This is a genomic window from Ruegeria sp. E5, assembly GCF_056534105.1.
Genome location: NZ_JBQFPA010000005.1, coordinates 336,755 through 359,095 on the forward strand (window position 1 = coordinate 336,755; position 22,341 = coordinate 359,095).

The 22,341-nt window shown below is 58.3% G+C and carries 29 protein-coding genes; 9 read left to right on the forward strand and 20 right to left on the reverse strand.

The window, feature by feature from the left end; all coding sequences use genetic code 11:
- Positions 1 to 92: 92 nt before the first annotated feature.
- The gene (locus ACR0BI_RS18760; protein ID WP_039541551.1) at positions 93 to 1,043 is read right to left on the reverse strand and encodes an MBL fold metallo-hydrolase; all 951 of its coding nucleotides are present in this window, start codon (positions 1,041 to 1,043) and stop codon (positions 93 to 95) included.
- A 52-nt stretch (positions 1,044 to 1,095) separates the two neighbouring features.
- Between ACR0BI_RS18760 and ACR0BI_RS18765 the strand changes: the two genes are divergently transcribed.
- On the forward strand, positions 1,096 to 1,659 hold the full coding sequence (locus ACR0BI_RS18765; RefSeq protein ID WP_170402422.1) for a DUF2585 domain-containing protein: 564 nt from the start codon (positions 1,096 to 1,098) through the stop codon (positions 1,657 to 1,659).
- Between the two features lie 20 nt (positions 1,660 to 1,679).
- On the opposite strand, the gene fahA is transcribed toward ACR0BI_RS18765, so the two are convergent.
- Together fahA and ACR0BI_RS18775 are read right to left on the reverse strand one after the other, a co-directional pair.
- Entirely contained in the window at positions 1,680 to 2,939 is a 1,260-nt protein-coding gene (fahA, locus tag ACR0BI_RS18770) for a fumarylacetoacetase (RefSeq protein ID WP_480562531.1), read from the reverse strand.
- Positions 2,940 to 2,961: 22 nt separating this feature from the next.
- On the reverse strand, positions 2,962 to 3,585 hold the full coding sequence (locus tag ACR0BI_RS18775; protein WP_480562530.1) for a LysE family translocator: 624 nt from the start codon (positions 3,583 to 3,585) through the stop codon (positions 2,962 to 2,964).
- A gap of 65 nt (positions 3,586 to 3,650) precedes the next feature.
- Here ACR0BI_RS18775 and ACR0BI_RS18780 point away from each other — a divergent pair, with 65 nt between their 5' ends.
- Together ACR0BI_RS18780 and ACR0BI_RS18785 are read left to right on the forward strand one after the other, a co-directional pair.
- Complete coding sequence (locus ACR0BI_RS18780) at positions 3,651 to 4,103, forward strand: MarR family winged helix-turn-helix transcriptional regulator (RefSeq protein ID WP_170392676.1); 453 nt, start codon at positions 3,651 to 3,653, stop codon at positions 4,101 to 4,103.
- Between the two features lie 62 nt (positions 4,104 to 4,165).
- The gene (locus ACR0BI_RS18785; RefSeq protein ID WP_170392675.1) at positions 4,166 to 5,401 is read left to right on the forward strand and encodes an adenylate/guanylate cyclase domain-containing protein; all 1,236 of its coding nucleotides are present in this window, start codon (positions 4,166 to 4,168) and stop codon (positions 5,399 to 5,401) included.
- 56 nt (positions 5,402 to 5,457) lie between these two features.
- On the opposite strand, the gene ACR0BI_RS18790 is transcribed toward ACR0BI_RS18785, so the two are convergent.
- The gene (locus tag ACR0BI_RS18790) at positions 5,458 to 6,396 is read right to left on the reverse strand and encodes a hydrogen peroxide-inducible genes activator (RefSeq protein ID WP_255611813.1); all 939 of its coding nucleotides are present in this window, start codon (positions 6,394 to 6,396) and stop codon (positions 5,458 to 5,460) included.
- Between the two features lie 122 nt (positions 6,397 to 6,518).
- Here ACR0BI_RS18790 and ACR0BI_RS18795 point away from each other — a divergent pair, with 122 nt between their 5' ends.
- On the forward strand, positions 6,519 to 7,205 hold the full coding sequence (locus tag ACR0BI_RS18795; protein ID WP_480562529.1) for a GNAT family N-acetyltransferase: 687 nt from the start codon (positions 6,519 to 6,521) through the stop codon (positions 7,203 to 7,205).
- Between the two features lie 46 nt (positions 7,206 to 7,251).
- Here the strand turns inward: ACR0BI_RS18795 and ACR0BI_RS18800 are convergent, their stop codons facing one another.
- Positions 7,252 to 8,061, reverse strand: a complete 810-nt coding sequence (locus tag ACR0BI_RS18800) for a division plane positioning ATPase MipZ (protein ID WP_170402416.1) — start codon at positions 8,059 to 8,061, stop codon at positions 7,252 to 7,254.
- A gap of 218 nt (positions 8,062 to 8,279) precedes the next feature.
- Between ACR0BI_RS18800 and ACR0BI_RS18805 the strand changes: the two genes are divergently transcribed.
- The 3 genes from ACR0BI_RS18805 (at position 8,280) to ACR0BI_RS18815 (ending at position 11,604) form a co-directional block, all read left to right on the forward strand.
- Positions 8,280 to 9,167: an AEC family transporter gene (locus ACR0BI_RS18805; RefSeq protein ID WP_170425102.1), complete on the forward strand. Its 888-nt coding sequence runs from the start codon at positions 8,280 to 8,282 to the stop codon at positions 9,165 to 9,167.
- A 118-nt stretch (positions 9,168 to 9,285) separates the two neighbouring features.
- Positions 9,286 to 10,875: an MFS transporter gene (locus ACR0BI_RS18810; RefSeq protein WP_480562528.1), complete on the forward strand. Its 1,590-nt coding sequence runs from the start codon at positions 9,286 to 9,288 to the stop codon at positions 10,873 to 10,875.
- A gap of 51 nt (positions 10,876 to 10,926) precedes the next feature.
- Positions 10,927 to 11,604 carry an SOS response-associated peptidase gene (locus ACR0BI_RS18815; protein ID WP_480562527.1) on the forward strand — a complete coding sequence of 226 codons (678 nt, stop codon included), beginning with the start codon at positions 10,927 to 10,929 and terminating at the stop codon, positions 11,602 to 11,604.
- 86 nt (positions 11,605 to 11,690) lie between these two features.
- On the opposite strand, the gene rpmE is transcribed toward ACR0BI_RS18815, so the two are convergent.
- A complete protein-coding gene (rpmE, locus tag ACR0BI_RS18820) occupies positions 11,691 to 11,912 on the reverse strand; it encodes a 50S ribosomal protein L31 (RefSeq protein ID WP_170392669.1) in 222 nt (73 codons plus the stop codon).
- Between the two features lie 11 nt (positions 11,913 to 11,923).
- Positions 11,924 to 12,307 carry a 50S ribosomal protein L19 gene (gene rplS / locus ACR0BI_RS18825; protein WP_170328369.1) on the reverse strand — a complete coding sequence of 128 codons (384 nt, stop codon included), beginning with the start codon at positions 12,305 to 12,307 and terminating at the stop codon, positions 11,924 to 11,926.
- A 370-nt stretch (positions 12,308 to 12,677) separates the two neighbouring features.
- Between rplS and ACR0BI_RS18830 the strand changes: the two genes are divergently transcribed.
- Positions 12,678 to 13,478: a glycoside hydrolase family 25 protein gene (locus ACR0BI_RS18830; RefSeq protein ID WP_170402409.1), complete on the forward strand. Its 801-nt coding sequence runs from the start codon at positions 12,678 to 12,680 to the stop codon at positions 13,476 to 13,478.
- Positions 13,479 to 13,480: 2 nt separating this feature from the next.
- On the opposite strand, the gene trmD is transcribed toward ACR0BI_RS18830, so the two are convergent.
- The 12 genes from trmD to ACR0BI_RS18890 form a co-directional block, all read right to left on the reverse strand.
- A complete protein-coding gene (gene trmD, locus ACR0BI_RS18835; protein WP_480562526.1) occupies positions 13,481 to 14,284 on the reverse strand; it encodes a tRNA (guanosine(37)-N1)-methyltransferase TrmD in 804 nt (267 codons plus the stop codon).
- A complete protein-coding gene (locus ACR0BI_RS18840) occupies positions 14,281 to 15,096 on the reverse strand; it encodes a hypothetical protein (protein ID WP_480562525.1) in 816 nt (271 codons plus the stop codon). The genes trmD and ACR0BI_RS18840 overlap by 4 nt, the downstream gene beginning before the upstream one ends.
- Positions 15,096 to 15,599: a ribosome maturation factor RimM gene (rimM, locus tag ACR0BI_RS18845; RefSeq protein ID WP_480562524.1), complete on the reverse strand. Its 504-nt coding sequence runs from the start codon at positions 15,597 to 15,599 to the stop codon at positions 15,096 to 15,098. The genes ACR0BI_RS18840 and rimM overlap by 1 nt, the downstream gene beginning before the upstream one ends.
- Positions 15,592 to 15,738: a hypothetical protein gene (locus ACR0BI_RS18850; RefSeq protein WP_170392664.1), complete on the reverse strand. Its 147-nt coding sequence runs from the start codon at positions 15,736 to 15,738 to the stop codon at positions 15,592 to 15,594. The genes rimM and ACR0BI_RS18850 overlap by 8 nt, the downstream gene beginning before the upstream one ends.
- A gap of 2 nt (positions 15,739 to 15,740) precedes the next feature.
- On the reverse strand, positions 15,741 to 16,376 hold the full coding sequence (bluB, locus tag ACR0BI_RS18855) for a 5,6-dimethylbenzimidazole synthase (protein WP_480562523.1): 636 nt from the start codon (positions 16,374 to 16,376) through the stop codon (positions 15,741 to 15,743).
- 12 nt (positions 16,377 to 16,388) lie between these two features.
- Positions 16,389 to 16,778, reverse strand: coding sequence for a 30S ribosomal protein S16 (gene rpsP, locus ACR0BI_RS18860; RefSeq protein WP_010437590.1), 390 nt, complete (start codon positions 16,776 to 16,778; stop codon positions 16,389 to 16,391).
- Positions 16,779 to 16,821: 43 nt separating this feature from the next.
- On the reverse strand, positions 16,822 to 17,118 hold the full coding sequence (locus ACR0BI_RS18865) for a chorismate mutase (protein WP_480562522.1): 297 nt from the start codon (positions 17,116 to 17,118) through the stop codon (positions 16,822 to 16,824).
- Positions 17,115 to 17,654, reverse strand: a complete 540-nt coding sequence (locus ACR0BI_RS18870; protein ID WP_170513361.1) for a GNAT family N-acetyltransferase — start codon at positions 17,652 to 17,654, stop codon at positions 17,115 to 17,117. The genes ACR0BI_RS18865 and ACR0BI_RS18870 overlap by 4 nt, the downstream gene beginning before the upstream one ends.
- The gene (locus tag ACR0BI_RS18875; RefSeq protein WP_170402397.1) at positions 17,651 to 18,202 is read right to left on the reverse strand and encodes a GNAT family N-acetyltransferase; all 552 of its coding nucleotides are present in this window, start codon (positions 18,200 to 18,202) and stop codon (positions 17,651 to 17,653) included. Before ACR0BI_RS18875 ends, ACR0BI_RS18870 begins: the two co-directional genes overlap by 4 nt.
- Positions 18,199 to 18,756: a GNAT family N-acetyltransferase gene (locus ACR0BI_RS18880; RefSeq protein WP_480888640.1), complete on the reverse strand. Its 558-nt coding sequence runs from the start codon at positions 18,754 to 18,756 to the stop codon at positions 18,199 to 18,201. The genes ACR0BI_RS18875 and ACR0BI_RS18880 overlap by 4 nt, the downstream gene beginning before the upstream one ends.
- Complete coding sequence (gene ffh / locus ACR0BI_RS18885) at positions 18,753 to 20,261, reverse strand: signal recognition particle protein (RefSeq protein WP_170402391.1); 1,509 nt, start codon at positions 20,259 to 20,261, stop codon at positions 18,753 to 18,755. The genes ACR0BI_RS18880 and ffh overlap by 4 nt, the downstream gene beginning before the upstream one ends.
- 160 nt (positions 20,262 to 20,421) lie before the next feature.
- The gene (locus ACR0BI_RS18890; RefSeq protein ID WP_170425135.1) at positions 20,422 to 20,940 is read right to left on the reverse strand and encodes a hypothetical protein; all 519 of its coding nucleotides are present in this window, start codon (positions 20,938 to 20,940) and stop codon (positions 20,422 to 20,424) included.
- Between the two features lie 89 nt (positions 20,941 to 21,029).
- On the opposite strand from ACR0BI_RS18890, the gene ACR0BI_RS18895 reads away from it, so the two are divergent.
- On the forward strand, positions 21,030 to 21,560 hold the full coding sequence (locus ACR0BI_RS18895; protein ID WP_170425138.1) for a prolyl-tRNA synthetase associated domain-containing protein: 531 nt from the start codon (positions 21,030 to 21,032) through the stop codon (positions 21,558 to 21,560).
- Here the strand turns inward: ACR0BI_RS18895 and ACR0BI_RS18900 are convergent, their stop codons facing one another.
- A complete protein-coding gene (locus ACR0BI_RS18900; RefSeq protein WP_170425141.1) occupies positions 21,561 to 22,301 on the reverse strand; it encodes an aspartate/glutamate racemase family protein in 741 nt (246 codons plus the stop codon).
- Positions 22,302 to 22,341: the final 40 nt, after the last annotated feature.

Genomic DNA, 22,341 nt, shown 5'->3' on the forward strand with positions numbered 1-22,341 from the left:
TTCCCCGGCACAGTTGCGCCGGAGGTCTTGCGTTAGAGTTTCACCGTCAAATCCGGGCCGCCACGATCTGGATCAAATCCGGCCCGGAATTCTTAGCCCTGAAGGGCCTCCCACATCTCCAGATCGCGCTGGGCGGTCCAGATCCGGGGCGTATCGATGCCGCGCGCCTCGTCATAGGCTCGGGCAACGTTGAACGGCAGGCAGTGTTCGTAGATCGCATAGTCGGCGAATTTTGGGTCGCATTCTGCGCGCACGGCGTCCCAGGCTTCTTTCAGCGAACCGCCACGCGCCGCGACCTTTGCTGCCGGGCGGTAGGTGCTTTCCACGAAATCGCGGGTGTTTTCGATGGCCGCATTGACCATGTCCTTACCAACTAGAGCGTCGCCGCGCCCCGGCGCGATAGCGTCTACGTCGAACCACTTGATCTCATCCAGCGTATCGCCCCAGTCGCTGAAATGCCCATCGCCGCAATAGCACGCCGAGTGGTATTCGACGATGTCACCGGTGAACATGACATTCTGATCGGGCACGTGGATGACGATATCGCCAGCGGTATGCGCACGGCCCAGATGCATCAGGTCGATCCGGCGGTTGCCCAGATAAACCGTCATTGTGTCGCTGAAGGTGGTGGTGGGCCATGTGAGGCCGGGGATGCTTTCGTGTCCTTCAAAGAGACGCGGGAAGCGTTGGAATTCGCTGTCCCAGTCTTCCTGACCACGTTCAACCACCATTGCGCGCGCCATATCCGACATCAGTATCTGTTGCGCACCAAAGGCGCTCGCGCCCAGCACGCGTACTGCGTGGTAATGGGTCAGCGCCACATGGGTGATCGGCTTGTCAGTCACCGACCGCACGCATTCGATCACCTTGTTGGCCAGACGCGGCGTCGCCTGCGCCTCGACAATCATCACGCTGTCATCGCCGATGATCACGCCCGAGTTCGGGTCGCCTTCGGCAGTGAAGGCATACAGCCCTTCGCCCACCTCAGTGAAGCTGATTTTCTTTTCCGACATGTCCCCCTGGGACGCAAATGCCTTGGCCATATCAGTGATTTCCCTTCTGGACAGCGACTGGCTTTGATGATGTTGTCGCCATATGTTTGAACGTCGATTTTTGCCTTATTGGGCAACCGCTTGTGTTGTCATTGCCTGCGCCATCATCCTGCTGTGGATGGGCCGCGAACCGATTTGCAAATGCGGTTATGTCAAGCTGTGGCATGGTGAAACCTTCAGTTCCGAAAGCTCGCAGCATCTGACCGATTGGTACACGCCCAGCCACATCATTCATGGCTTTCTGTTTTACGGTCTTCTGTGGCTGGTGGCGCGCCGCCTTGCCGTTGGCTGGCGGTTGTTCATCGCCACCTTGATAGAAGTCGCGTGGGAGATTTCCGAGAACACCAATGCCGTGATCGAACATTACCGCGCGGTCACGATCTCGCTGGATTACTACGGCGACAGTGTCGTCAACTCGATCGCCGATATTGGCGCGATGATGCTGGGGTTCTGGTTGGCGCGTCGCCTGCCGATCTGGATGACGGTCACCATTGCGCTGGGATTCGAGATCCTGACCACCACGCTGATCCGCGATGGTCTGACGCTGAACGTGCTGATGCTGCTTTATCCCATCGAGGCCGTTAAGGACTGGCAGAGCGCGCTCTGAATATGCGGACTGGACCTGCATCAATCTCTGGCGAATGGATTTTCGAGTGCGGGCAGCACAGTGCCGGTGCAATCGCCGAACCCGACGGTATAGCCGTCGCCCTTGGCTGCGCCGGTCAGGGTCAGCGTGTCGCCGTTCTCGATGAAGGTGCGGGTCTCGCCTGTGTCCAGCGTCAGCGGCTCTTTCCCGCCCCAGCTGAGTTCCAGAAGTGATCCGCGCTCTGGCTTGTTCGGCCCCGAAATGGTGCCGGACCCCAACAGGTCGCCCGTGTTCATCGGACACCCAGACGTCGAGTGATGCGCCAACTGCTGCGCCGCCGAGTAATACATCTCGCGATAATTGGTTCGTGCGATGGTCGTGGCGTCTTTATTCTCGGGCGTCATCGTTACGGATAGATCGATGTCATAGAGCATCGGGCCGCAATCCTTCAGGTGGTCCAGCAGTGCAAACTCACGGTCGGGCGTATCGCAGCGGAACGGTTCCAGCGCCGCTTTGGTCACGATCCACGGACTGATCGAGGTCGCGGTCGCCTTGGCCTGGAACGGCCCCAGCGGCTGGTATTCCCAGGCCTGAATATCGCGCGCGGACCAGTCGTTTAGCAGGACATAGCCAAAGATGTTGTCATCGGCTTCCTGCACTGAAATTGGGCCGTCAGACGGTGTGCCCACGATTGCACCCATCTCTAGTTCGATATCAAATCGACGGCTGGGCAGGAAAGCAGGCAGGTCCTGATCGGGCGATTTCAACTGACCCCAGGGGCGACGGATATCTGTGCCTGAAACGACAACAGACGACGCGCGGCCGTTATAGCCGATGGGGATGTGCAGCCAGTTCGGCGGCAATGCGTTTTCCGGGCCGCGGAACATGGTGCCCACGTTCTGGGCATGGTGGCGGCCCGCGTAGAAATCGGTGTACTCGCTGACGGCAAAGGGCATATGCATCTCGGCCTCGTCCTGCGGGATCAGCAGACTTTCGATCTTGTGCTGTTCGTCCGAATCTTCAGCCAATAGCGTAGATAGGCGGTCGCGCAATGCAGCCCATACGGCAGGGCCTTCTTCCATTAGCGGATTCCAGAAGGGCAGATCGAACAGCGGCTCATCCGACAGCGCGATTAATCCATCAGCCTCGGCAGCAGTCACGTCGAAGATCATGTCGCCGATGGCAACGCCGCAGCGGGGCTCGGTGGTTTCGGTCGAGAACACGCCATAAGGCAGGTTGTTCAGCGGGAAGGGGTGGTCGGCGGAATTGGCCGATGCGACCCAGGATTTCTTCAAAGGCATATTGCGTCCTTATGTCTTTCGGTTATGAGGCGGCGCGCAGGGATTTGAAGCCCAGCAGGACTGCCGCCAATATCATGAAGCTGCCACCGATCCGGTCGAGCCAAAGTCTTGCCGGCCCCTGCCGGCGCCGGGCCAGCCAACTGGCAGTGGAGCCATAGGCCATCAGAAACAACCCGTCTATGATCAGATATGTGGCCGAGAGGATGGCGAATTGCGGCCAGAATGGCAGCGCGCCATCGATGAACAGCGGAAACAGAGCGGCGAAGAACACCACCGCCTTGGGATTCGCGGCAGAGGTGATGAAGCCCTGCATCCAGAGCGCCCTGCGGCTGGCACGTGGCGCATCGTTGGTTTCGGCAACACGTGCCTTCACGATTTGCTTGACGCCGAGATAGACCAGATAGGCCACGCCCAACCACTTGATCACGGTAAAGGCGGTCCCGGACGTGGCGATCAGGGCAGCCAGACCCAGACCGGCGGCCAACATTTGAAAGAAATTGGCCGTCAAATCACCCGCAGCGGTAAAAAAACCTCGCCGCAGCCCATTGGTTGCCGAGTTCGACAGCATCAGCAACTGGCTTGGCCCCGGTGTGCTCATCAGCAGCAACACCGTCGCCACATAGGTGATCCAGATATCAAAACTCATCTCGTCTCCGGTGATCCTTCAACTTGTCACTTGTCGAATAATAGTTGATTTTGTAACTAACAAGGATGACCCAGCCTAAAAATGACCAAAAAGATGAGTTTGATTTGCGAAATTTCCTGCCGTTCCTGTTGAATCAGGCGGCCGAAGAAAGTTCGCTTGAGTTTCAGCGCGTTTACAAGGATCGCTACGGAATGCTGCGAACTGAATGGCGGGTGCTGTTTCATCTTGGCAATCATGGTGAGATGACCGCACGCGACATTGTTGAGCGTGCCAAAATCCACAAAACCAAGGTCAGCCGAGCGGTCAGCCGATTGCAACAGCGCCGATATTTACAAAGGTTGCGGGATGAAAATGACCGGCGGGTTGAGCGGCTATCGCTGACCTCGGCTGGCCAGAAGGTTTATCGTGAGCTAAGCGGTATCGCGCAGGATTATGATCAGAAACTGGCATCGCGTTTCACCACGGGTGAGGCCGCTTTGCTGCGCATGATGCTGCGACGTCTGGCCGGAATGGATTAGGGTACTGGTAATCCGGTACAGCTGCCCCCAGATCAACGTCATAACGGACACAGGAACGACACATGACAGCGCCGGATTCCCCAACGGCAAAATCCCATGATCTGATAGATTGGTTGGTGACCCGAGGCCTGGAAGGGGCCGACAAACAAGAACTTCTGGACGGGTATTGCACCCGTTTAGTTGATCTTGGTGTGCCCTTGATGCGCTTTCATGCGGCGCAACCGGCCTTGCATCCCGTCTATGGCGGAACGGGCTATAGCTGGTACCGCAGCAAAGGAAGTAATCTGGAAACCTTCGAGTATTCCGAAGAGCCCAGTGAAGTTTGGACACAAAGTCCGCTGTATGCCGTATTGCACGAAGATATCGATGCTATCCGTGAACGGCTGGTCGATCAGAACGAACCCAGCCGTTTTCCCCTGCTAAACGAGTTGCGGGAAAACGGGGCCACGGACTATTACGCGACTGGCATCAGCTTTGATGTGCCGGCTCAACGCAACCCCTATGATGCGAAAGAGGCAATCGACGGCGTCTTGATGTCCTGGTCCAGCAATGCGCCGGAAGGATTCTGCGACGATGATCTGGACGTGATCAATACGGCGCTACCGCATCTGGGGCTGGCTCTGAAGTCAGCCTCGAACGCGCGGGTGTCGAAAGATTTGATGCGGGTTTATCTGGGGCGCGATGCCGGTCGTCGGGTCTTGTCCGGTGAAATCCGTCGCGGGTCACTGCAGCAGATTGATGCGGTGATCTGGAACTTCGATCTGGAAGGGTTCACCAGCTTGTCGGAAGAGATGCCAGGGATCGAAGTCATAGATATGCTGAATGACTACCTGGGTGTGGTGGTCGATGTTGTTCATCAATGCGAAGGCAACATCCTGAAGTTCATGGGCGACGGTGTCATGGCGATGTTTGATGTCGGCGAGATCGATGCCGATGCCCGCGCTGCGCTGGCTGCGGCGACCATGCTGCAAGAGCGCATGGCCGAATTGAACACTCAGCGGAGTTCACGGGGACAACCGGTTTCGAACTATACGCTGGCATTGCACTCTGGTGAGATCCTCTATGGAAACATCGGCTCCGAAAGTCGGCTGGATTTCACGGTAATTGGTCCGGCGGTCAACCAGACGTCCAGAATTGCGGGGATGCATCGGTCACTGGGGCAGCGCATCCTGATTTCCGACGATGTAGCCCGCGCGGCGCACCCTTGTGATCAGGACCTGATTTCGGTCGGGCGCTATATGTTGCGGGGTGTGGCTGAACCAAAAGAGTTGTTTACCATCTACAGAACAGCTGGCTAGATCTGGCCATTGTACAGCTGCTTAATGCGGTAGCTTGAGGCCAGAGGTCAACACCACTATTTTTCAACGCTGACCAATCCAGAATAATCTGTCTTGGCAACGCTGCGAATGGCGTCTGAGATAAAGCTGAATGCGCGATGGTGGCCACTGGAGGCGCGCCAGACAAGGCCAATCGACCTATTCAGGCGGCCGGGCCTATAGGGCACAAGTGCCACGTCCCCGCCAAATTTGGGCACTTCGGACGCCACATAAAGTGATGGAAGGAATGAGATTCCGATATTCATAGCGGTCATCTGACGAATGGCATCCAAACTGGTGCCTTCATAGTCATACAGCAGATTTGCGCCGACCTCCTTGGTCAGGTTTTCGATCTGGCTGTGGAGGGTGAAGCGCCGCGACAGGACCAAAACGTTTTCCCCCTTTAGATCTTCGTCTTCTACATATTCCTTTTTTGCCAGCGGATGGCTGAGGGCCACAGCCAGATGAAGAGGCTCTCGCAGTAATCGCTGAACAAAAACATCGGCCGATTTCACCGGCAGTTGCGTCAGAATAACGTCGTGCATTCCGCTCAGCAGTTCTTGCAGCAGTTCTGAGGGGGGGCCGTCACGCACGATCAATCTCAGATCTGGGTGGTTCTGATGCAAATGCAGAAAAACGCGCGGCAACAGATAAGGCCCCAGCGTTGGGGATGAGCCGAGGCGAAAACTTCCTGAAAGTTCGGATTTCATCCGATTGTGTGTTTCTTGTAGGGCCATCACATCAGATAGTATGCTTCGGGTTTGCTCAAGAATTTCTCGTCCTTCAGGCGTCAGCATCGCTCCGGCGCGGCCTCGTTCGACGAGGTTCAGACAAAGCACAGATTCCAAATTGGCAATCTGCAGGCTAAGGGAAGGCTGGCTAATGCCGATACGCTCGGCGGCTTTCCTGTAGTGGCCAGTGTCGGCCAGCGTACGGAAATAGGACAGTTGTTTCAATGTCAGCTGGATGTCGATCAATAGGTTTTTCCAATCAAATATTGTTGAATAATAGGCTATCCTATTTTGTTGGAATATCCAACAATTGGCGCAGTCTCTTGTTTCAGAGCACTTGGTGTTGGTGTGTTCGCTCGGAGGACGTCATGAACATTCAAAACAAATCTATTCGATCTGAACACTCCTGCGGGCATTCGAGATCAGTTGATCTGCGCAGATTGAGGTCGCAGGGCGTTCTTTCCGAACGTGAAGTCAAATGGTGTCAGTCGAACGGTGTCGAGGTCGCTTACGACCCGATTCAAATAGGCTGGGTCCCACTGGAATGTGAGGATGACATCCTGGGCACATTTGGGCGTCCGAATCCCCGGCCATTCCACTTCCGTGCATGGGATCTGAAGGACTCGGCAGAGTATGCGGCGATGCTTTCCTCTGAGCGCCTGTGGCGCTATCTGCCGGAGGTCTATCCAGGCCCAATCAGTGCGGACGATGCCGCCCAATTGATCGAACTGGGCTACGAAGATCATCATCAGGTGTTGGCCATCGAGAAAGATGGGCACGCAATCGGACAGGTTCGTATGCTAGAAAAGGGATCGGGCAGCGCCGAAGTCAGCTATTGGTTGGGTGAGAAGCATTGGGGCAACGGGTACGCCAGTTCGATCGTCGCACAGTACTGTGACGAATATTTGCGCCAACGCCCCAATGTTTACCGGGTGATCGCGGTTGTGCACGCAGACAACTTGGCATCTCAAGCTGTTCTCCGGAAATGTGCGTTTACTGACTCTGCGCGCGACGGAGAGTGGCTTACACTTGAGCGGCTACGTAGAGCATCTTAAGGCACTTGGATTTACTTTGGTTAGCTGTGCAGGCGCTGCCACGCGGCTAGAAGTCGATCTCAACACCCGGCAAGCTCAGTTCCTTCATCATGTCGCGCAATTCCTGACGTGCGGCGATGTTTGAGATGTTTAATTGCTTGACCCCGATATCCTTGAGGTCCAGCAAAGTCAGTCCGCGCGGGAACAACTCGCGGAAAATCACTCGCTCGGAAAAGCCCGAGGCGACGCGGAAGCCGATGCGCTGTGACAGCATCTCGATCGCGCGTTGCATCTTTTCCTTGTTGACCATGCGCTGGGTGCCGACCCGGTTGCGGACGACGACCCAGTCGATCGGTTTCAGCCCAGCTTGGGCGCGCAGTTGGCGGGCATTCCAGACCATCTCGGAATAGACTGAGGGGCCAAGGATTCTCTCACCTTTGGAATCGATCCGCGCCAGCAGGTCAAAATCGATGAAACTGTCGTTCAGCGGAGTAATCAGCGTATCGGCCAGCGAATGTGCAACCTGGCTGAGTCGAGTGTGCGAACCGGGGCAGTCGATCAGGATGAAATCGCTATCGCTTTCCAGTTCGGCCACGGCGGCTGAAAGGCGGTGGTCATAGATGTTTTCACCGGGTTGCAGAGCGCTGGCGTCAATCTCGGGCAGGTCGTGGTGGCGTGGGCTGGGCAGAGACAGGTCCGAGCCGTTCAGGAAGTTCAAGCGGTTCTCGAAATACCGGCCCAGACTGCGCTGACGCAGGTCAAGATCGAGTGTGCTGACCTTGTGCCCCAGCCGTGCCAATGCGGTGGCCACATGCATCGACACGGTTGATTTGCCTGCGCCGCCCTTTTCGTTCCCGACCACAATGATATGTGCCATGCCTGTATTCCCAAGTCCCGCCGTGTTTGCCTACACGTTGTTGGCGGCCACTATATGTTGTGTGAGCTGAGAAGGGAAGAACCTCGGGCCGTCTTGAGCGCTATTATCAAGCCTCAAATTGGAAAAGTGCTTGGTACTTGGGGGTTAGGGTAAATCCTTGCCAAACACACACCCCTGTTTCACTGTCCATCCTATGGATTTGTGATCGAGGGCAGCCATTGGATCATCTGTTTCTGAACGTTTTGAACGTGGTTCTGCCTGTCCTGATTTGCGCTGGAATCGGTTACGCTCTGGCTTTGATCAAGGCCCCCTATGACAACAAAGTTATTGGCGGGATCGTCTCGCGGGTCGGGTATCCGACGCTGATTATCTCGCACCTTTCAACCACCCAGATTGCGGTCGGCACCTTTCTTGATGTCATGATGGCCGCCGCTTTGGCGATTGCAGGTTTTGGGCTGTTGGGGCTTGTCGCGCTCAAACTGATGCGGCTGCCGGTGCGGGCATTTCTGACGCCACTGATGCATGGCAATGTCGGCAATATCGGCCTGCCCATTACCCTTTTGGCGCTGGGCGATGCGGGTATGGCCTATACGATGGCATTTGTGGTGGTTGTGCTGATCAGTATCTTCACGATCGGCATGTGGATTCCGGCCGGAGAGTTCTCACCCAAGAAACTGGCGACTTCGCCGATTATTTACGCGGTCGCACTGTCGCTGGTGTTGATGGCGACGGGCACCAGCCTGCCGCAACCGGTGGCCAAATCCTTTGATATTCTGGGAGGTCTTTCAATCCCGCTGATGTTGCTGACGCTGGGCCACACGCTGGCGACCCTGCGGATCAAAAGCCTTGGCCGAGCCGTTTTGCTGACAGCGCTGCACCTGCTGATGGCTGCGGTGATTGCCAGCGCGTTGGTCTGGAGCTTCGGCTTCACCGGGGCTGAGCGGGGCGCGGTGATCCTGTGCTGTTTGATGCCATCCTCTGTCGCGACCTATTTGTTCATCGATCAGCATGTGCCGGAATACGGACCCGATGTGGCCGGGTTCATTCTGGTTTCGACTCTGTCCACGATCCTGGTGCTGCCAGTGGCGCTGTCCTACTGGATCTAATAGGCGCTGGGCGCGCAGCGCGCTAAAAACAGTATCTATCAGCAAAAAACCGTTTAATAATAGGTACAACACGGTGCCCGAAAGGCCAGCGCGCTATTCCTGAACGGGGGACAGGCAGATGCCAAAAGACGTCACTGAGGACACATCCGGCGCGGGAGGGGCACGTCTGGTTCTAGTGATGACCGCGCTGTGCATGATGGTTGTTGGCTTCAACACAACCGCCGTTGCGACGATCCTGCCAAATCTGAAGGCCGAGTTCGATCTGTCGCCTTCCAGCCTGCAATGGGTGATGGCGATCTATACGGTGGTTAGCGCGACCCTCGTTACCATCGTCAGCCGACTTGGCGATATCACCGGCAAGATGGGCGTCTTCTTTGCCGGAATGATCGTGTTCGGTCTTGGCTCGGCCCTTGTGTTGTTTTCACAGGATGCAGCCATGTTGCTGGCAGGCCGCGGGGCCCAAGGTGCCGGGGCGGCAGCGCTGTTTGGCACCTCGCTTTCGCTGCTGACTGCCGCCACGCCCGAGGAACAACGGGCCAGCGTCACCGGTGCCTGGGGCGCGATCGTCGGGCTGGCAATTGGTGTTGGTCCGATCGTTGGCGGCGCGTTTGCGCATTACCTCAGCTGGCGGGGCGTGTTTGCCACCGATCTGGCGCTGCTGATCGTGGCGTTTGCGGTCGGGTTGCGGGTCAGCAAAGAGCATTACGTCCCCGACACCCGTCTTGCAGGCGCAAAGTTCGATCTTGCGGGTGCAGTCGCATTGGTCCTGCTGCTTGGCCCGCTATCCTTCGCGCTCAGCAACGGGGAAAGCCACGGATGGGCCACAAGATCGACCCTGATCCCGCTTGCCGTGTCGGCTGTAGCGGTGATTGCACTGATCATCACCTCGCGCCGCAGCGCGGACCCTCTGATCGAGCTGCGCTACTTCCGCCACCCCCGTTATTTCATGGCGGCGGCAGGGATGTTCATTACCGGCTTCGCGCTGTTCAGCTTTTTCGTCTATTTCAACGTCTTCGTGCAATCGCCAGATGCTTTTGGCCTGTCCGCTGTTGGGGCGGGGGTGGCGATCCTGCCGTTGAGCCTCAGTATGTTCGTCGTGTCCGTGGTGGCTCCGCGTTTTCTTGCACCTTACAGTTTTCGATGGCCGGTGATCCTGGGCATGGGGTTCATGACCTGTGGGTTCATGCTGTTGACGACAACGACGAATACAACAGGCATGGGTGCGATTTGGTGGAAGCTGGTGATTATCGGGATCGGGCTTGGCATCGGTTTTTCGTTATTGCCGCGTCTCGGGCTGCGCTTGTTGCCGGAAGAACATATGGGGCAGGGCTCGGGCGTGGTGAATGCGTTCCTCTATTTTGGTGCCACCCTTGGTGCCGTGGTTGGAGGTCTGGCCGAAGCAATCACTACCCGACGCGGCCTGTCCGAAGTGATCAACGCCTTGCCCACCGGGTCCGAGCAATGGGCCGACCTGGCCCATGCACTGACACATGGCACCGCCAGTCAGGTGCAGCAGCTTATAGCGGCGCTTGATCCGACCAAGGGCGAAGCGTTGGCGCGCGCCTTGCGAGATCTGCAGGATGATGCATTTAACAGTGCCATGCTTGTCGCCGCTATCGCTGCGCTTTTGGGGATGATCCTGGCTGCCGTAATGCTGCGAGGCCCGGTGCCTCCACCGCACAGCGCGGTTGATCTGACAAGGGACTGATCGTCGGTGGGGCCACTTGTGACCGGCACTCAATCGGCCTAGGCTTTTGTCATGTGTGGAAAGTTTGCAGCCGGTCACCTGACGCAGCGGGAAATGCTGGCGATTACCGAGTATTTTCTCTACGGCAAGGTCTCGCCTGATCTGCCCGAGCAGCTGCCTTCGGGTGGGTACAATGTGTCTCCGACCAATCGGGTTGGCATGGTCCGTTGGGACGGCGATCAGGCCGAATTGGCTACTGCGCGCTGGCAAATCAAGGATCCGCGCAGCAAGAAGCCGATGATCAATTCGAAGATCGAAAATGTCAGCTTCTGGCAGCAATACTGGAACAAGGGGCGCTGTCTAATTCCGGCACTGGGATATTACGAGTGGCCCAAGGATCAGGGCCATGATTGCCCGGTCTACATCACGGTTCAGCGCAATGCCCCGGTGATGTTTTTTGCGGGGTTTTACAGGACTGATGACGGCAGCCATAGCTGTACGATCCTGACCCGGACACCCAGCCCGCAGATCGCGCATATTCACAGCCGAATGCCGGTGATCCTGACCCCGGATGAGATCGAAAACTGGCTATCAGGCGTCACGACCGCGCAAGAGGCGCAGCAGTCGTTGGGTGCGCAGTACGAAGGCCGGTTTGAATATCACACCGTCAAACCCATCAAGCGCGGAGCTGAGGGCGAAGATATGATTGAGCCTTACACGCCCCCGGTCCAGACCGGGTTTGATTTCTGAAACAGCCGCAAAGTGCAGTGGGGTAATTCCAAAACAAAAAAAGGCCGCCCAATTGGACGGCCTTTCGCATTTCAACCAGGTCGGGATTAGAAGCCCAGACCTTCGTATTTCTTCTTGAACTTCGACACGCGGCCGCCTGCGTCCATCAGGCGCGACGAACCACCGGTCCATGCGGGGTGCACGGAAGGGTCGATTTCCAGAGCCAACTGGTCGCCTTCGCTGCCCCAGGTGGATTTCATCTGAACCACAGAGCCATCGGTCATTTTGACGTTGATGACGTGATAATCGGGATGGATGTCTTTTTTCATCTTTCCGCTCCTTACGCCTCGGCGCCAGCCTTGGGCTTGTAGTTGGTGACTTCTGCGATACGCGCGGATTTACCACGGCGCGAGCGCAGGTAGTAAAGTTTGGCGCGACGAACGCGGCCACGGCGGACAACGGTGATGCTGTCGATATTGGTCGAATGCAGCGGGAACACACGCTCCACGCCTTCGCCAAACGAAATCTTGCGAACGGTGAACGAACCGGCGATGCCGCTGCCACCTTTGCGCGCGATGCAGACGCCTTCATAGTTCTGCACACGGGTACGCGACCCTTCGGTCACTTTAAAGCCGACACGGATGGTGTCACCGGCTTTGAAATCGGGGATGTCTTTCCCCAGGGCGGCAATCTGTTCCGCCTCAAGCTGTGCGATCAGGTCCATCGCAGTTACTCCTATCTGCTCGTGGTTGGTCCACGAAGTTTGGGCACGGCCTGAGAGCTCTTGGTCTTCACCGGGTCCTGCGCACAGCCCGCCAGAGGTCAGATCGAATGTTCCTTTTGGTCCGGTCCGCCCTGTCGCGCCGGTGCCGAAGAAAGCTGGGCGTCACGTCAGGATGCAAACCAAAACACCGGAGTCGCATAACGCCACACCGGATTGCGCTGCTTTACGGGCTTTGCGGGCGGGGATCAAGCCTTATTCTTGGTGAAACAGGTGAGTTTTTGCCACCCGTCAAATCCACCGTTGCCTTGTTCACCAGATCAGGCATTCTGGGATTAATTATAAGAGCAGATATTTGATACAGGATCATAAGATGCGCAAAGCACTTCTGCTGGCCGTTATGGCGCTTGCACTTGTCTCATGTGGTCGCCGCGGCCCGCAACCTCAGGCGGTTGAGCCGCAGGCCTTCGCGGACACGACCCCGCCTTCGATCATCTACCCCGCCTTTGGTGACGCTGACCCGCACCCGTGGGAAGGTCGCCACCCCGGCCAGTACCCCGTGCATGGGCTGGATGTCTCGCGTTGGCAGGGGCCGATTGATTGGCGCACCGCACAGAAGAACGGTGTCAGCTTTGCCTTCATCAAAGCCACCGAGGGCGGAGATTTTACCGACCCGATGTTCGACGAGCACCGACGCGGCGCACAAGCTGCCGGAGTGCCGTGGGGGGCCTATCACTATTACTATTTCTGCCGACCGGCCCAAGAACAGGCGCGTTGGTTCATCCAGAACGTGCCCAAAGGGGCCGACCTGCCGCATGTGCTGGATATGGAATGGACGCCCCATTCCAAAACCTGCACCCTGCGCCCTGATGGCCGAACCGTTCGGGCCGAGGCGCAGCGGTTCCTTGATATTCTCGAGCGCCACTATGGCCGACGCCCGATTGTCTACACGACGGTAGATTTCTACGGCGACACCGATATCGGACGACTTCCCAAAACCGAGTTCTGGCTGCGCTCGGTCGCGGGCCACCCGCGCAACGTTTATCCAGGCTCGGTCTGGCGGTTCTGGCAATACACCGGCACCGGGCTGGTGCCGGGGGTTCAGGGTAAGGTGGACATCAACACCTTCAACGGCACGCCGGAAACCTGGGCGTTGTGGAAGGCAACCCGTTAGTCTTAGCCCTTATCTTCTGATTTTCGATAGGCGTCCCACAGATCGGGCCGCCGTTCGCGGGTGATCTGTTCCGACATTTCATAACGCCAATCCGCAATGCGTCCATGGTGGCCTGACATCAGGATCTCGGGGATCGGGCGGCCTTTCCAGTCGGCGGGGCGGGTGTATTGCGGATGCTCCAATAAGCCAGAGGAAAAGCTCTCCTCCTCGGCTGAGGCCTGGTTGCCCAGAACGCCCGGGATCAGCCGCACGGTGGCGTCGATCAGGGCCTGTGCGGCGATTTCACCCCCGGTCATGACAAAATCACCCAAGCTGATCTCTTGCACGCCGTAGTGCTCCAGCACGCGCTCATCGACGCCTTCGAAACGACCACATAACAGGGTCATGCCATCGCAGCGAGCCAGGTTTTGCATCATTTTCTGATCCATCCGACGCCCACGCGGGCTGAGGTAGATCAACGGCCAGTTGCCCCGGATGCCCGCCATCGTATGCTCAATGGCCTCACCCAGCACATCGGCACGCAGCACCATGCCCGCACCGCCGCCCGCCGGGGTGTCATCCACATTGCGGTGCTTGCCGATCCCGAATTGGCGCAAATCCACAGTTTCCAACTGCCATAGCCCTTCTTGCAGGGCCTTGCCGGTCAGGCTTTCGCCTAGAACACCGGGGAAGGCAGATGGGAACAACGTGATAATCTTGGCCTTCCACACCCCGTGCAGATCGGGCGTCGGCGTCATCAACTCGCGCGGCTTCAACGTTGGACGGATGGCTTTGCGGCCATGGGACTTTCCGGGTTTATCTGTCATCTCGAGCCGATCAGATCATTCTGGGTGCTTTGAACCAAAGCCGTCTTTTGATCGATCAGCGCAGCATCGTCCAGATCGGATCGGTTCATTTCCAGCATCTGCTGCAAGACATCCTCGGGCAGGCGTGGGTTTGATCGGGTCGGGCCTACCAATTCGGCGGCTTTGTCCGCAGGCAGGTCAAGGAATTCAGCAAAAGTGCTTCCAAGCCCATGTCGCTGGCCCTGCAGGTCTTCCAGCCATTCGGTGCGGACCGAGACCGAGGGCAAACGGTCGCGCACAGCCGCAGCAGCAATCTGAGGCGACGGCACCGGTTCAAGCCGGGCGCGAAAGGTCTCAAAATCCTGAATCATGCGCGATCGTTGCAGATCATGCGCCCACAGGCTGCGCAGCCAGCTTCCCCGTTGGCGCAGCGAGTAGTAGATCGTGATATGCACCTCTTCCCCGGCAAATCGGTCGCGGATCAGGCCGACAAGGCACGAGGCAAGCTCGGGCGCGGCCTCATATCCCACCGCGACATTGCGGCTAGGGCGCAGGCCCGAGAAATTCTCTTCGCTCAGAACCAGCCCGCGCTTCTGGCCGAATTCCAGTGAATTCAGGAAGTGACGCATCTGATCCTTGAAATCGCTCATCGCGCCGGGGGTGCCGTAGACGGAATAGCGTGTGGCTGCTTCGGACAAGCCGGTTTTGCGGGTCCGATAGGGCAGGACCAACGCATGGTGCGGCCAGATCAGTGAGCGGTTTTCGAACAGAAAGGACTGTGCCGCCGTTGTCCCGGTCTTGTGCAGACCCAGATGCAGCAACACGCGGCGCATTACAGCAGGCCCTCGGGCGGGTCGGCGATGATGCGGCCTTTTTCCAGATCAACGGTCGGAACGGATTCGAGTGTAAACGGCAGCAGCACGGTGGCCTTTAAGCCCGGACCGTGCAGTTCCAACAGATCCGCCGCGCCGTGATTTTGAACCGATTTCACCCGGCCCAGCAGCGTGCCGCCGGCATCATAAACCTCAAGCCCGATAAGGTCGGTGTGGTAAAACTCATCATCCGGCAGCGACGGCAATTGATCGCGCCGCGCATAAAGGCGCAGACCGTTCAGCGCATCCGCCGCTTCCTTCGTCTCAATGCCACCCAGCCGGGCGGCAAAGCCGTTCTTGATCGCGCGGGTCAGGACTACGGGATAGCGCTCTTTACCTTCTTCGTCTGTCAGCGGCGAATAGCCTTCGATATCCTCGGGGACGGCACAGAAACTTTTCAGCCGCACCTCGCCGCGCACCCCATACGAGCCCGCGATGCTGCCTACGCAGATCAGATCACTCATTTCGACCATCCGTCACACATAGCCCGTCCCGCCATTGTCCGATCACCTCGCACGCCTCGCGCTGGTTCGAGCGTTCGAAGAATACGCCCACAATAAATGCGATCGCCAGCAGGATGGGAAGCCGTAACAAACCGAACATGACTAACGCACCTCGATCGGCAGAGAGGTGTCTCTGCATTCCCAGCCGACCTGCTCCAGTTCCGGCGTATCGGATTGGGCCTCGGGCCAGCCCAAGCAGAAATATCCGATCAACCGCCAGTCCTCGGGGACATCCAGATCGCGCACCATCTGATCCGGGTCGAGGATCGAGACCCAGCCTAGGCCCAAGCCTTCTGTCCGCAAGGCAAGCCAGAAGAGCGTGATGGCTGAGACGACGGAATAACGCCGCATTTCGGGCATAGTGCCTGCGCCGAGACCTTGACCTTTGTCGGTGGCATCGTCGCAAAACACAGCCAGCTGCACCGGAGCTTCTTTCATCCCGGACAGTTTCAACTGGCTGTACAGCTGCGCCTTTTCGCCGGAATACCCGCTCAGCGCCCGCTCGTTGGCCGCTTGGAAATTCTTCAGCGCCGCGTCGCGCGCGGCCTGACTTTCGATGCGGATCACGCGCCAGGGTTCGCTGAGCCCAACAGAAGGGGCCAGTCGAAACGCGTCGAGGCAGCGCGTAAGCACTGCCTCGTCAATTGCATCGGTGCGAAACCGGCGCACATCACGACGGAGCCGCATCAACAGATCGAACTGCGTGCGAAAATCGTCGGAAAAGGCCTGATCCTGCACGCGCCTGACTGCTTATTCTTCTGCAGCAGCTTCTTCAGCCGGTGCAGCAGCCGCTTCGGCAGCTTCAGCAGCCTTGGCAGCTTTCTCTTCCGCGCGTTCCTGAGCTTTCTTGCCCGGAGTACCCTTGTTGGGATTGTTGCGCTCGGCCTTGTCACGGGCGCCGGCAGCTTCCAGCATACGTGCGATCCGGTCGGTGGGCTGTGCGCCCTGATCCAGCCAGTACTGGATGCGCTCCATGTTCATTTTCACGCGCTCTTCGCTGTCTTTCGGCAGCAGCGGGTTGTAGGTGCCCAGTTTTTCGATGAAACGACCATCGCGCGGCATACGGCTGTCAGCCGCAACAATGCGATAGAAGGGACGCTTTTTCGAGCCGCCGCGGGCGAGACGAATTTTCATTGCCATGGTGGTATCTCCTTTAGATGGCGTTTACCGGGATCGTTTCCGGTTATTTCTGATGTTTCTTGTGGTGTCGGATGACTTCCTGAATGATGAAATTCAGAAAAGCCTTGGCGAAATCGGGGTCCAGATCGGCCTCTTTCGCCAGGTCTTCTAACCGTGCGATCTGCGCAGCCTCGCGCGACGGATCGGACGGGGGAAGGTCGTGTGCGGCCTTGAGCTTGCCAACGGCCTGCGTGTGCTTGAACCGCTCGCCCAGCGTATAGACCAGGATCGCATCCAGCCGGTCGATGCTTTCGCGGTGATCCTTCAACAGCGCGGCAGCTTGTGTCACGGGGTTGTTCATTGGCCGGTCCTTTCGGTGGTCAAATCAATCTGCGGATGACGCCAGATCTGAGCGTGCTTGCCCAAAAGCTCGGCTCTCTCAATCTCCAGCGTTGCGCCCAGCCGTTCGGCCAGCGCGCGCGAGCGATCATTGGCATGGGCGATGTAAGAAATCACACCGTTCAGCCCCTGATGCCGCGCTGCATAGTCGCGTGCAGCCGCGGCGGCCTCAAAGCCCAGACCTTTGCCTTCGGCCTCGGCCATCAGCGTCCAGCCCAGCTCGGGCTCCGCCCAGCCGGGTACGTAGATCATGCCTGCCCATCCCACGAATGCGCCGCTGGCCTTTTCAGTCAGATGCCACAGACCATAACCACGCAGCGCCCAATGACCCAATCTGTTCGAAAGAGAGCTCCAGCTTCCAAGCGCGTCCTTGGGACCACCAACCATATGGCTGCGCTCGGTCGCGTAGAACGCGGTCATCGCAGGCAGATCGTCCAGATGCGGCGCGCGAAGGATCAGGCGATCGGTTTCGACGGTGGGTATAGTGAACGAGGTCATGCGTATGCCTCCACGCCACCGTTTACCAGATCGGCAGGCGCAGAATGACGCCAGACCTGCATCGCCCCGAAAGCCGGGTGTTCGAACATATATTCGAACTGCGCGCCCAGCCGTTCCGCGACAGCCTTGCTGCCCAGATTATCCGGATCGATCAGCGAGATTGCGGTTTCCCAGCCCAGCACGTCATAGGCATGTGCACGTGCAGCCAGTGCCGCTTCGGTCGCATAACCCTTGCCGGTGGCGTGGTTCATAAGCGTCCAGCCAATTTCGGGCTCGGGCCAGCCGTGAGGGTTCCACAAGCCAACATGGCCTACATAGGTGCCGGTGTCTTTTTCCTCGACACCCCAGAAGCCATATCCCCGCATCGCCCAGTGGCCTAACAGCATCGCAACAGCGCGCCATGTCTCATCCGGGCGTTTCGGGCCGCCGACGAATTTCGATGCGTCGCTGGCAAAAAACTCTGCCTCAGCCTCAAAATCGGCCTCGCAGGGGGCCCGCATGATCAGGCGTTCGGTTTCCAGCGTTGGTATGGCCATGGCAAGTGTCATGCCTGCACCTCGCCGTATCGCCAGACATGCTGGGTTGGACCAAAGGCGCTTTCGGCAACGGCGTCGCGCGTTGCACCCAGACGCTGTGCCAATGCGTTCGAACGCGTGTTAGATTGCGAAACGTAACTTACGAACTGGCCGGATCCGAGCAGATCAAGCCCAAAATCGCGAACGGCGCTGCACGCTTCGGTCGCGTAACCTTGCATGCGGAACTTGCTATCGAACATATAGCCAAGCTCGGGCTCGTGGTCGTCCCATTCGAGGCCCAGAATGACGAAGCCAATGACCTGATCGTCGTCCTTTAGCGAGACCGTGAACAGGCCATGCCCATGCAAAAGCCAGCCCGATGTGTAGTAGGAAAACTCAGTCCAGGCGTCTTGCTCGGTATCGCCAAAGCTGTCCTTGCAGATCGATGTCCACACCGGCAGGTCGTCCAGAGTGGGTGCACGCAGAACCAGCCGCCGGGTCTCAATGACCGGCAGGGCCGCGCGATACTGCGCTGCTGCCATCGCCGCCTTTCCGGACGGGGGCTGGGTGCAGCGTGCTGACGTCACTTTTTCTTTCCAAAACCGCTCAACCCCGGGGGCAGGCCCATGCCGCCACCCAGTCCGGGCAGACCGCCGGGCATCTTACCGCCCATCGCTTTGGCGGCTTGTTCCAGCGCCTTGGGGTCCATGCCCGCAGCCATTTCCTCGGGGCTTGGGCCACCTTTGCCGAACATGCCTTTCATGGCCTGTTTCAGCATCTTGCCTTTGCCCATTTTGCCCATCTTTTTCATCATGTCGGACATCTGCCGGTGCATCTTGAGCAGCTTGTTGAGATCGCTGACCTCCATACCCGAACCGGCGGCGATGCGTTTCTTGCGGCTGGCTTGCAGCAGTTGCGGGTTGGCGCGTTCGCGTTTGGTCATCGACTGGATCAGCGCGATTTGCTGGCGCAGGATTTTATCGTCCAGACCGGCCTGATCCATCTGCTTGGCCATCTTGTTCATGCCCGGCATCATACCCATCATGCCCTGCATGCCGCCCATCTGGATCATCTGCTCCAGCTGCATTTTCAGGTCGTTCATGTTGAACTGACCTTTGACCATGCGCTTCATCATGCGCTCGGTCTGTTCCATCTCCATCGTTTCCTGGGCCTTTTCGACCAGAGCGACGATGTCGCCCATGCCCAGAATACGCCCCGCGATCCGGTCCGGCTCGAAGGTTTCGAGCGCGTCCATCTTCTCGCCCAGACCAACAAAGCGGATCGGCTTGCCGGTGACTGCGCGCATCGACAGCGCCGCACCGCCACGTCCGTCACCGTCCATCCGGGTCAGGACCACGCCCGAGATGCCGACCTTGGCATCAAACTCTTCGGCCACTTCAACAGCGACCTGACCGGTCAGGCCGTCGACCACCAGCAGCGTCTCGCGCGGGTCGACCACGTTACGAACCTGCTCGACCTCGTCCATCAGGACTTCGTCGATATGCAGACGACCCGCGGTGTCGAGCATATAGACGTCATAGCCGCCGAGCGTTGCCTGTTGCTTGGCGCGCTTGGCGATATCAACCGGCGTCTGACCGGGTACGATCGGCAGCGTATCTACACCAACCTGCGTGCCCAGAACCGCAAGCTGATCCATCGCCGCTGGGCGATAGACGTCGAGCGAGGCCATCAGGACCTTCTTGCCCTCTTTCTCTTTCAGGCGTTTCGCCAGCTTACCGGTGGTGGTTGTCTTACCGGAACCCTGCAGGCCGACCATCAGGATCGGGGCAGGCGGGTTGTCGATCTTCAGCGCACCGGGGTCTTCTTCGCCGCGCAGTGTATCGACCAACGCGTCGTGCACGATCTTAACGACCTGCTGGCCGGGCGTGATCGATTTGGTGACAGCTTGACCGGTCGCCTGTTCCTGTACTTTCTTGACGAACTCGCGCGCCACCGGCAGCGAGACGTCGGCCTCAAGCAGGGCAACGCGGACTTCGCGCAGGGCAGTTTTCACGTCTTCTTCAGACAGGGCACCCTGTTTGGTCAGCCGGTCAAAGACGCCGGAAAGGCGTTCGGATAGATTTTCAAACATGCCTTCGGCCTCCTTAGCCGGTTATCTGGTGGCGTGCCCTAGATAGGACGCGTCGGTTAAATGCACAAACGCCCCCACGGGCGAAACTCGCTGGTGGGGGGCGATCCCTGAACGACTCAAGGGACCGGAAGATCAAGCGCTTCCGGATGTTGTTGGCGACTTAGGCCGATTGGCTGGCAGAGTCAACCTTGCGCGCCGGAAGCCAGTCATTGATCGCATCAACCAGCCGATGCGCGCCGCGCCCGCTGGAATAAGCCTCGACAATGGGATGCCGTCCGGCGCTCATGCCCTCATCCAGTATTAGGACAGGGCGATAGAGGGTCGATGTGCCATTGTCGCTACGCGAGGTCGTGCTTTCGGTTTCCGCGTGCGAGAGGTGCAAGAGCTCATGTTCCACCGCATCATATCCAAAGACTGACTGTCTGCGGATCAGGATGCTGTTTTTATTGCGATCCAGTATGACCTGCACGCGGCGGACAAAGGCGCAAAACGCACCAAAACCCATGCCTCCGCCGAATAGTGCGAAGAAAATGCCGAAGAAGATACCTTCGCCACCTTCAGTGGCCAAGAAGACGCCCGCGCCGACAAAGGCCAGAATGAAGAAGACAAGCGAGATGCCGATGAACCATGGCGTATTGGACAGGATCAGTTGGTTCGGAGTGTTGCGCGTGACTTTCATGGCGGCACGCTAGCACCGAATACCGCGCCTGTCGTGGCTTGAATTTACCTGTCGGTTGAGCGATGAGCGCGCCATACGAGGAGGTTCCCATGGACGCATCATCCGCATTTCAGGATACACTACCGCTCAGCTCGGATGCGCTTTTGGCGCAGCTGGATGAATGGGGGCTGTCCTATCGGTTGCATACTCATATCCCACTGCGCACGGTCGAGGATGCAAAAGGGGTCGAAGGCCAGTTCATGGTGCCGGGTGAAAACACGCTGCGGCTTAAGAACCTGTATCTGCGCGACAAGAAAAAGCGGAACTATCTGGTGACGCTGGAACAGAGCCGCGAGATCGACCTTAAGGCGCTGGGCGCGGAGTTAGGGATTGGCAACTTATCCTTCGGCTCGGCGGATCGGCTGTTCCAGAACCTCGGCATCCGCCCTGGCGCGGTCAGTCCGCTGGCGATGATCAACGGCGTTGAGAACAACGTTAAGTTCTTCATGGACGCCGCCGCGCAACAGGCCGATGTCATCAACATGCACCCTTTGGTCAACGACCGAACCGTCGTTTTGTCGCGCGAAGACCTGATGGTGTTCTTTGATAAGATCGGGTGCGAGATAAACTGGCTGCCGTGATCACCCTTCAAGCGCTTCGTTCAAAGCGGCAGCGACATGGGCGGCGGAGGGGTTGACGAACAGGTGACCGTCCGCCTCGAACACCGGATCGTCCAGATGATCGGGGAAGGCCAGAGGCAACTCGGTACAGGCCAGCAAGATCGCGGTTCCGGGTGTGGCGTGTTTGTTGCAGAAGGCCAGCAGGCGCGCATGTGCGGTGTCGGATGCGCCGCCGTAGAAATCACTGTCGATCATCGCCTGCATCTCGGCGATCTCGGGCTCGGGCAGGCGTGTGTTTGCCGTGATACCCTCGGCGGCCAGCCGGTCGGCATAGTTTGTGGCCCGCATGGTGACTGCGGTTCCAAGGACCAAAGCATTGGTGGCGCCGGTCGAGGCGGTCGCGTCGGCGGTTGCGTCAAAAATGCTGAGAATAGGCATGGAGACGCCTTCGCGGATCGCGTGAAGCCGCGCGTGTGGCGTATTGGAGGCGATGATGCCGAAATCGCAGCCTGCGTGTTCCAAAGTCAGCAGTGCTTCGCGGAACACCGCGTCGAAAGCGGCCCAGCTGTCTTCGTCACCGGCCACGCCGCGCAAGGCGCGGGTTTTGGCTTGGGTGACGGATTCGATGGTCATGGGTGGGATGGGCAGCGGCGATCCGTGGCCGCGTTCAGCAAAATACCGACCCGCGCCTTCAGCGATCGCCCGGTAGTAGTCGACAGTTGAGGCCCAGCCAACACCGCCCAATATTCCAATCTTTTTCATGTGAAACGCCCAGTCTGCCGATTTGCCTCGGCGCAGACTG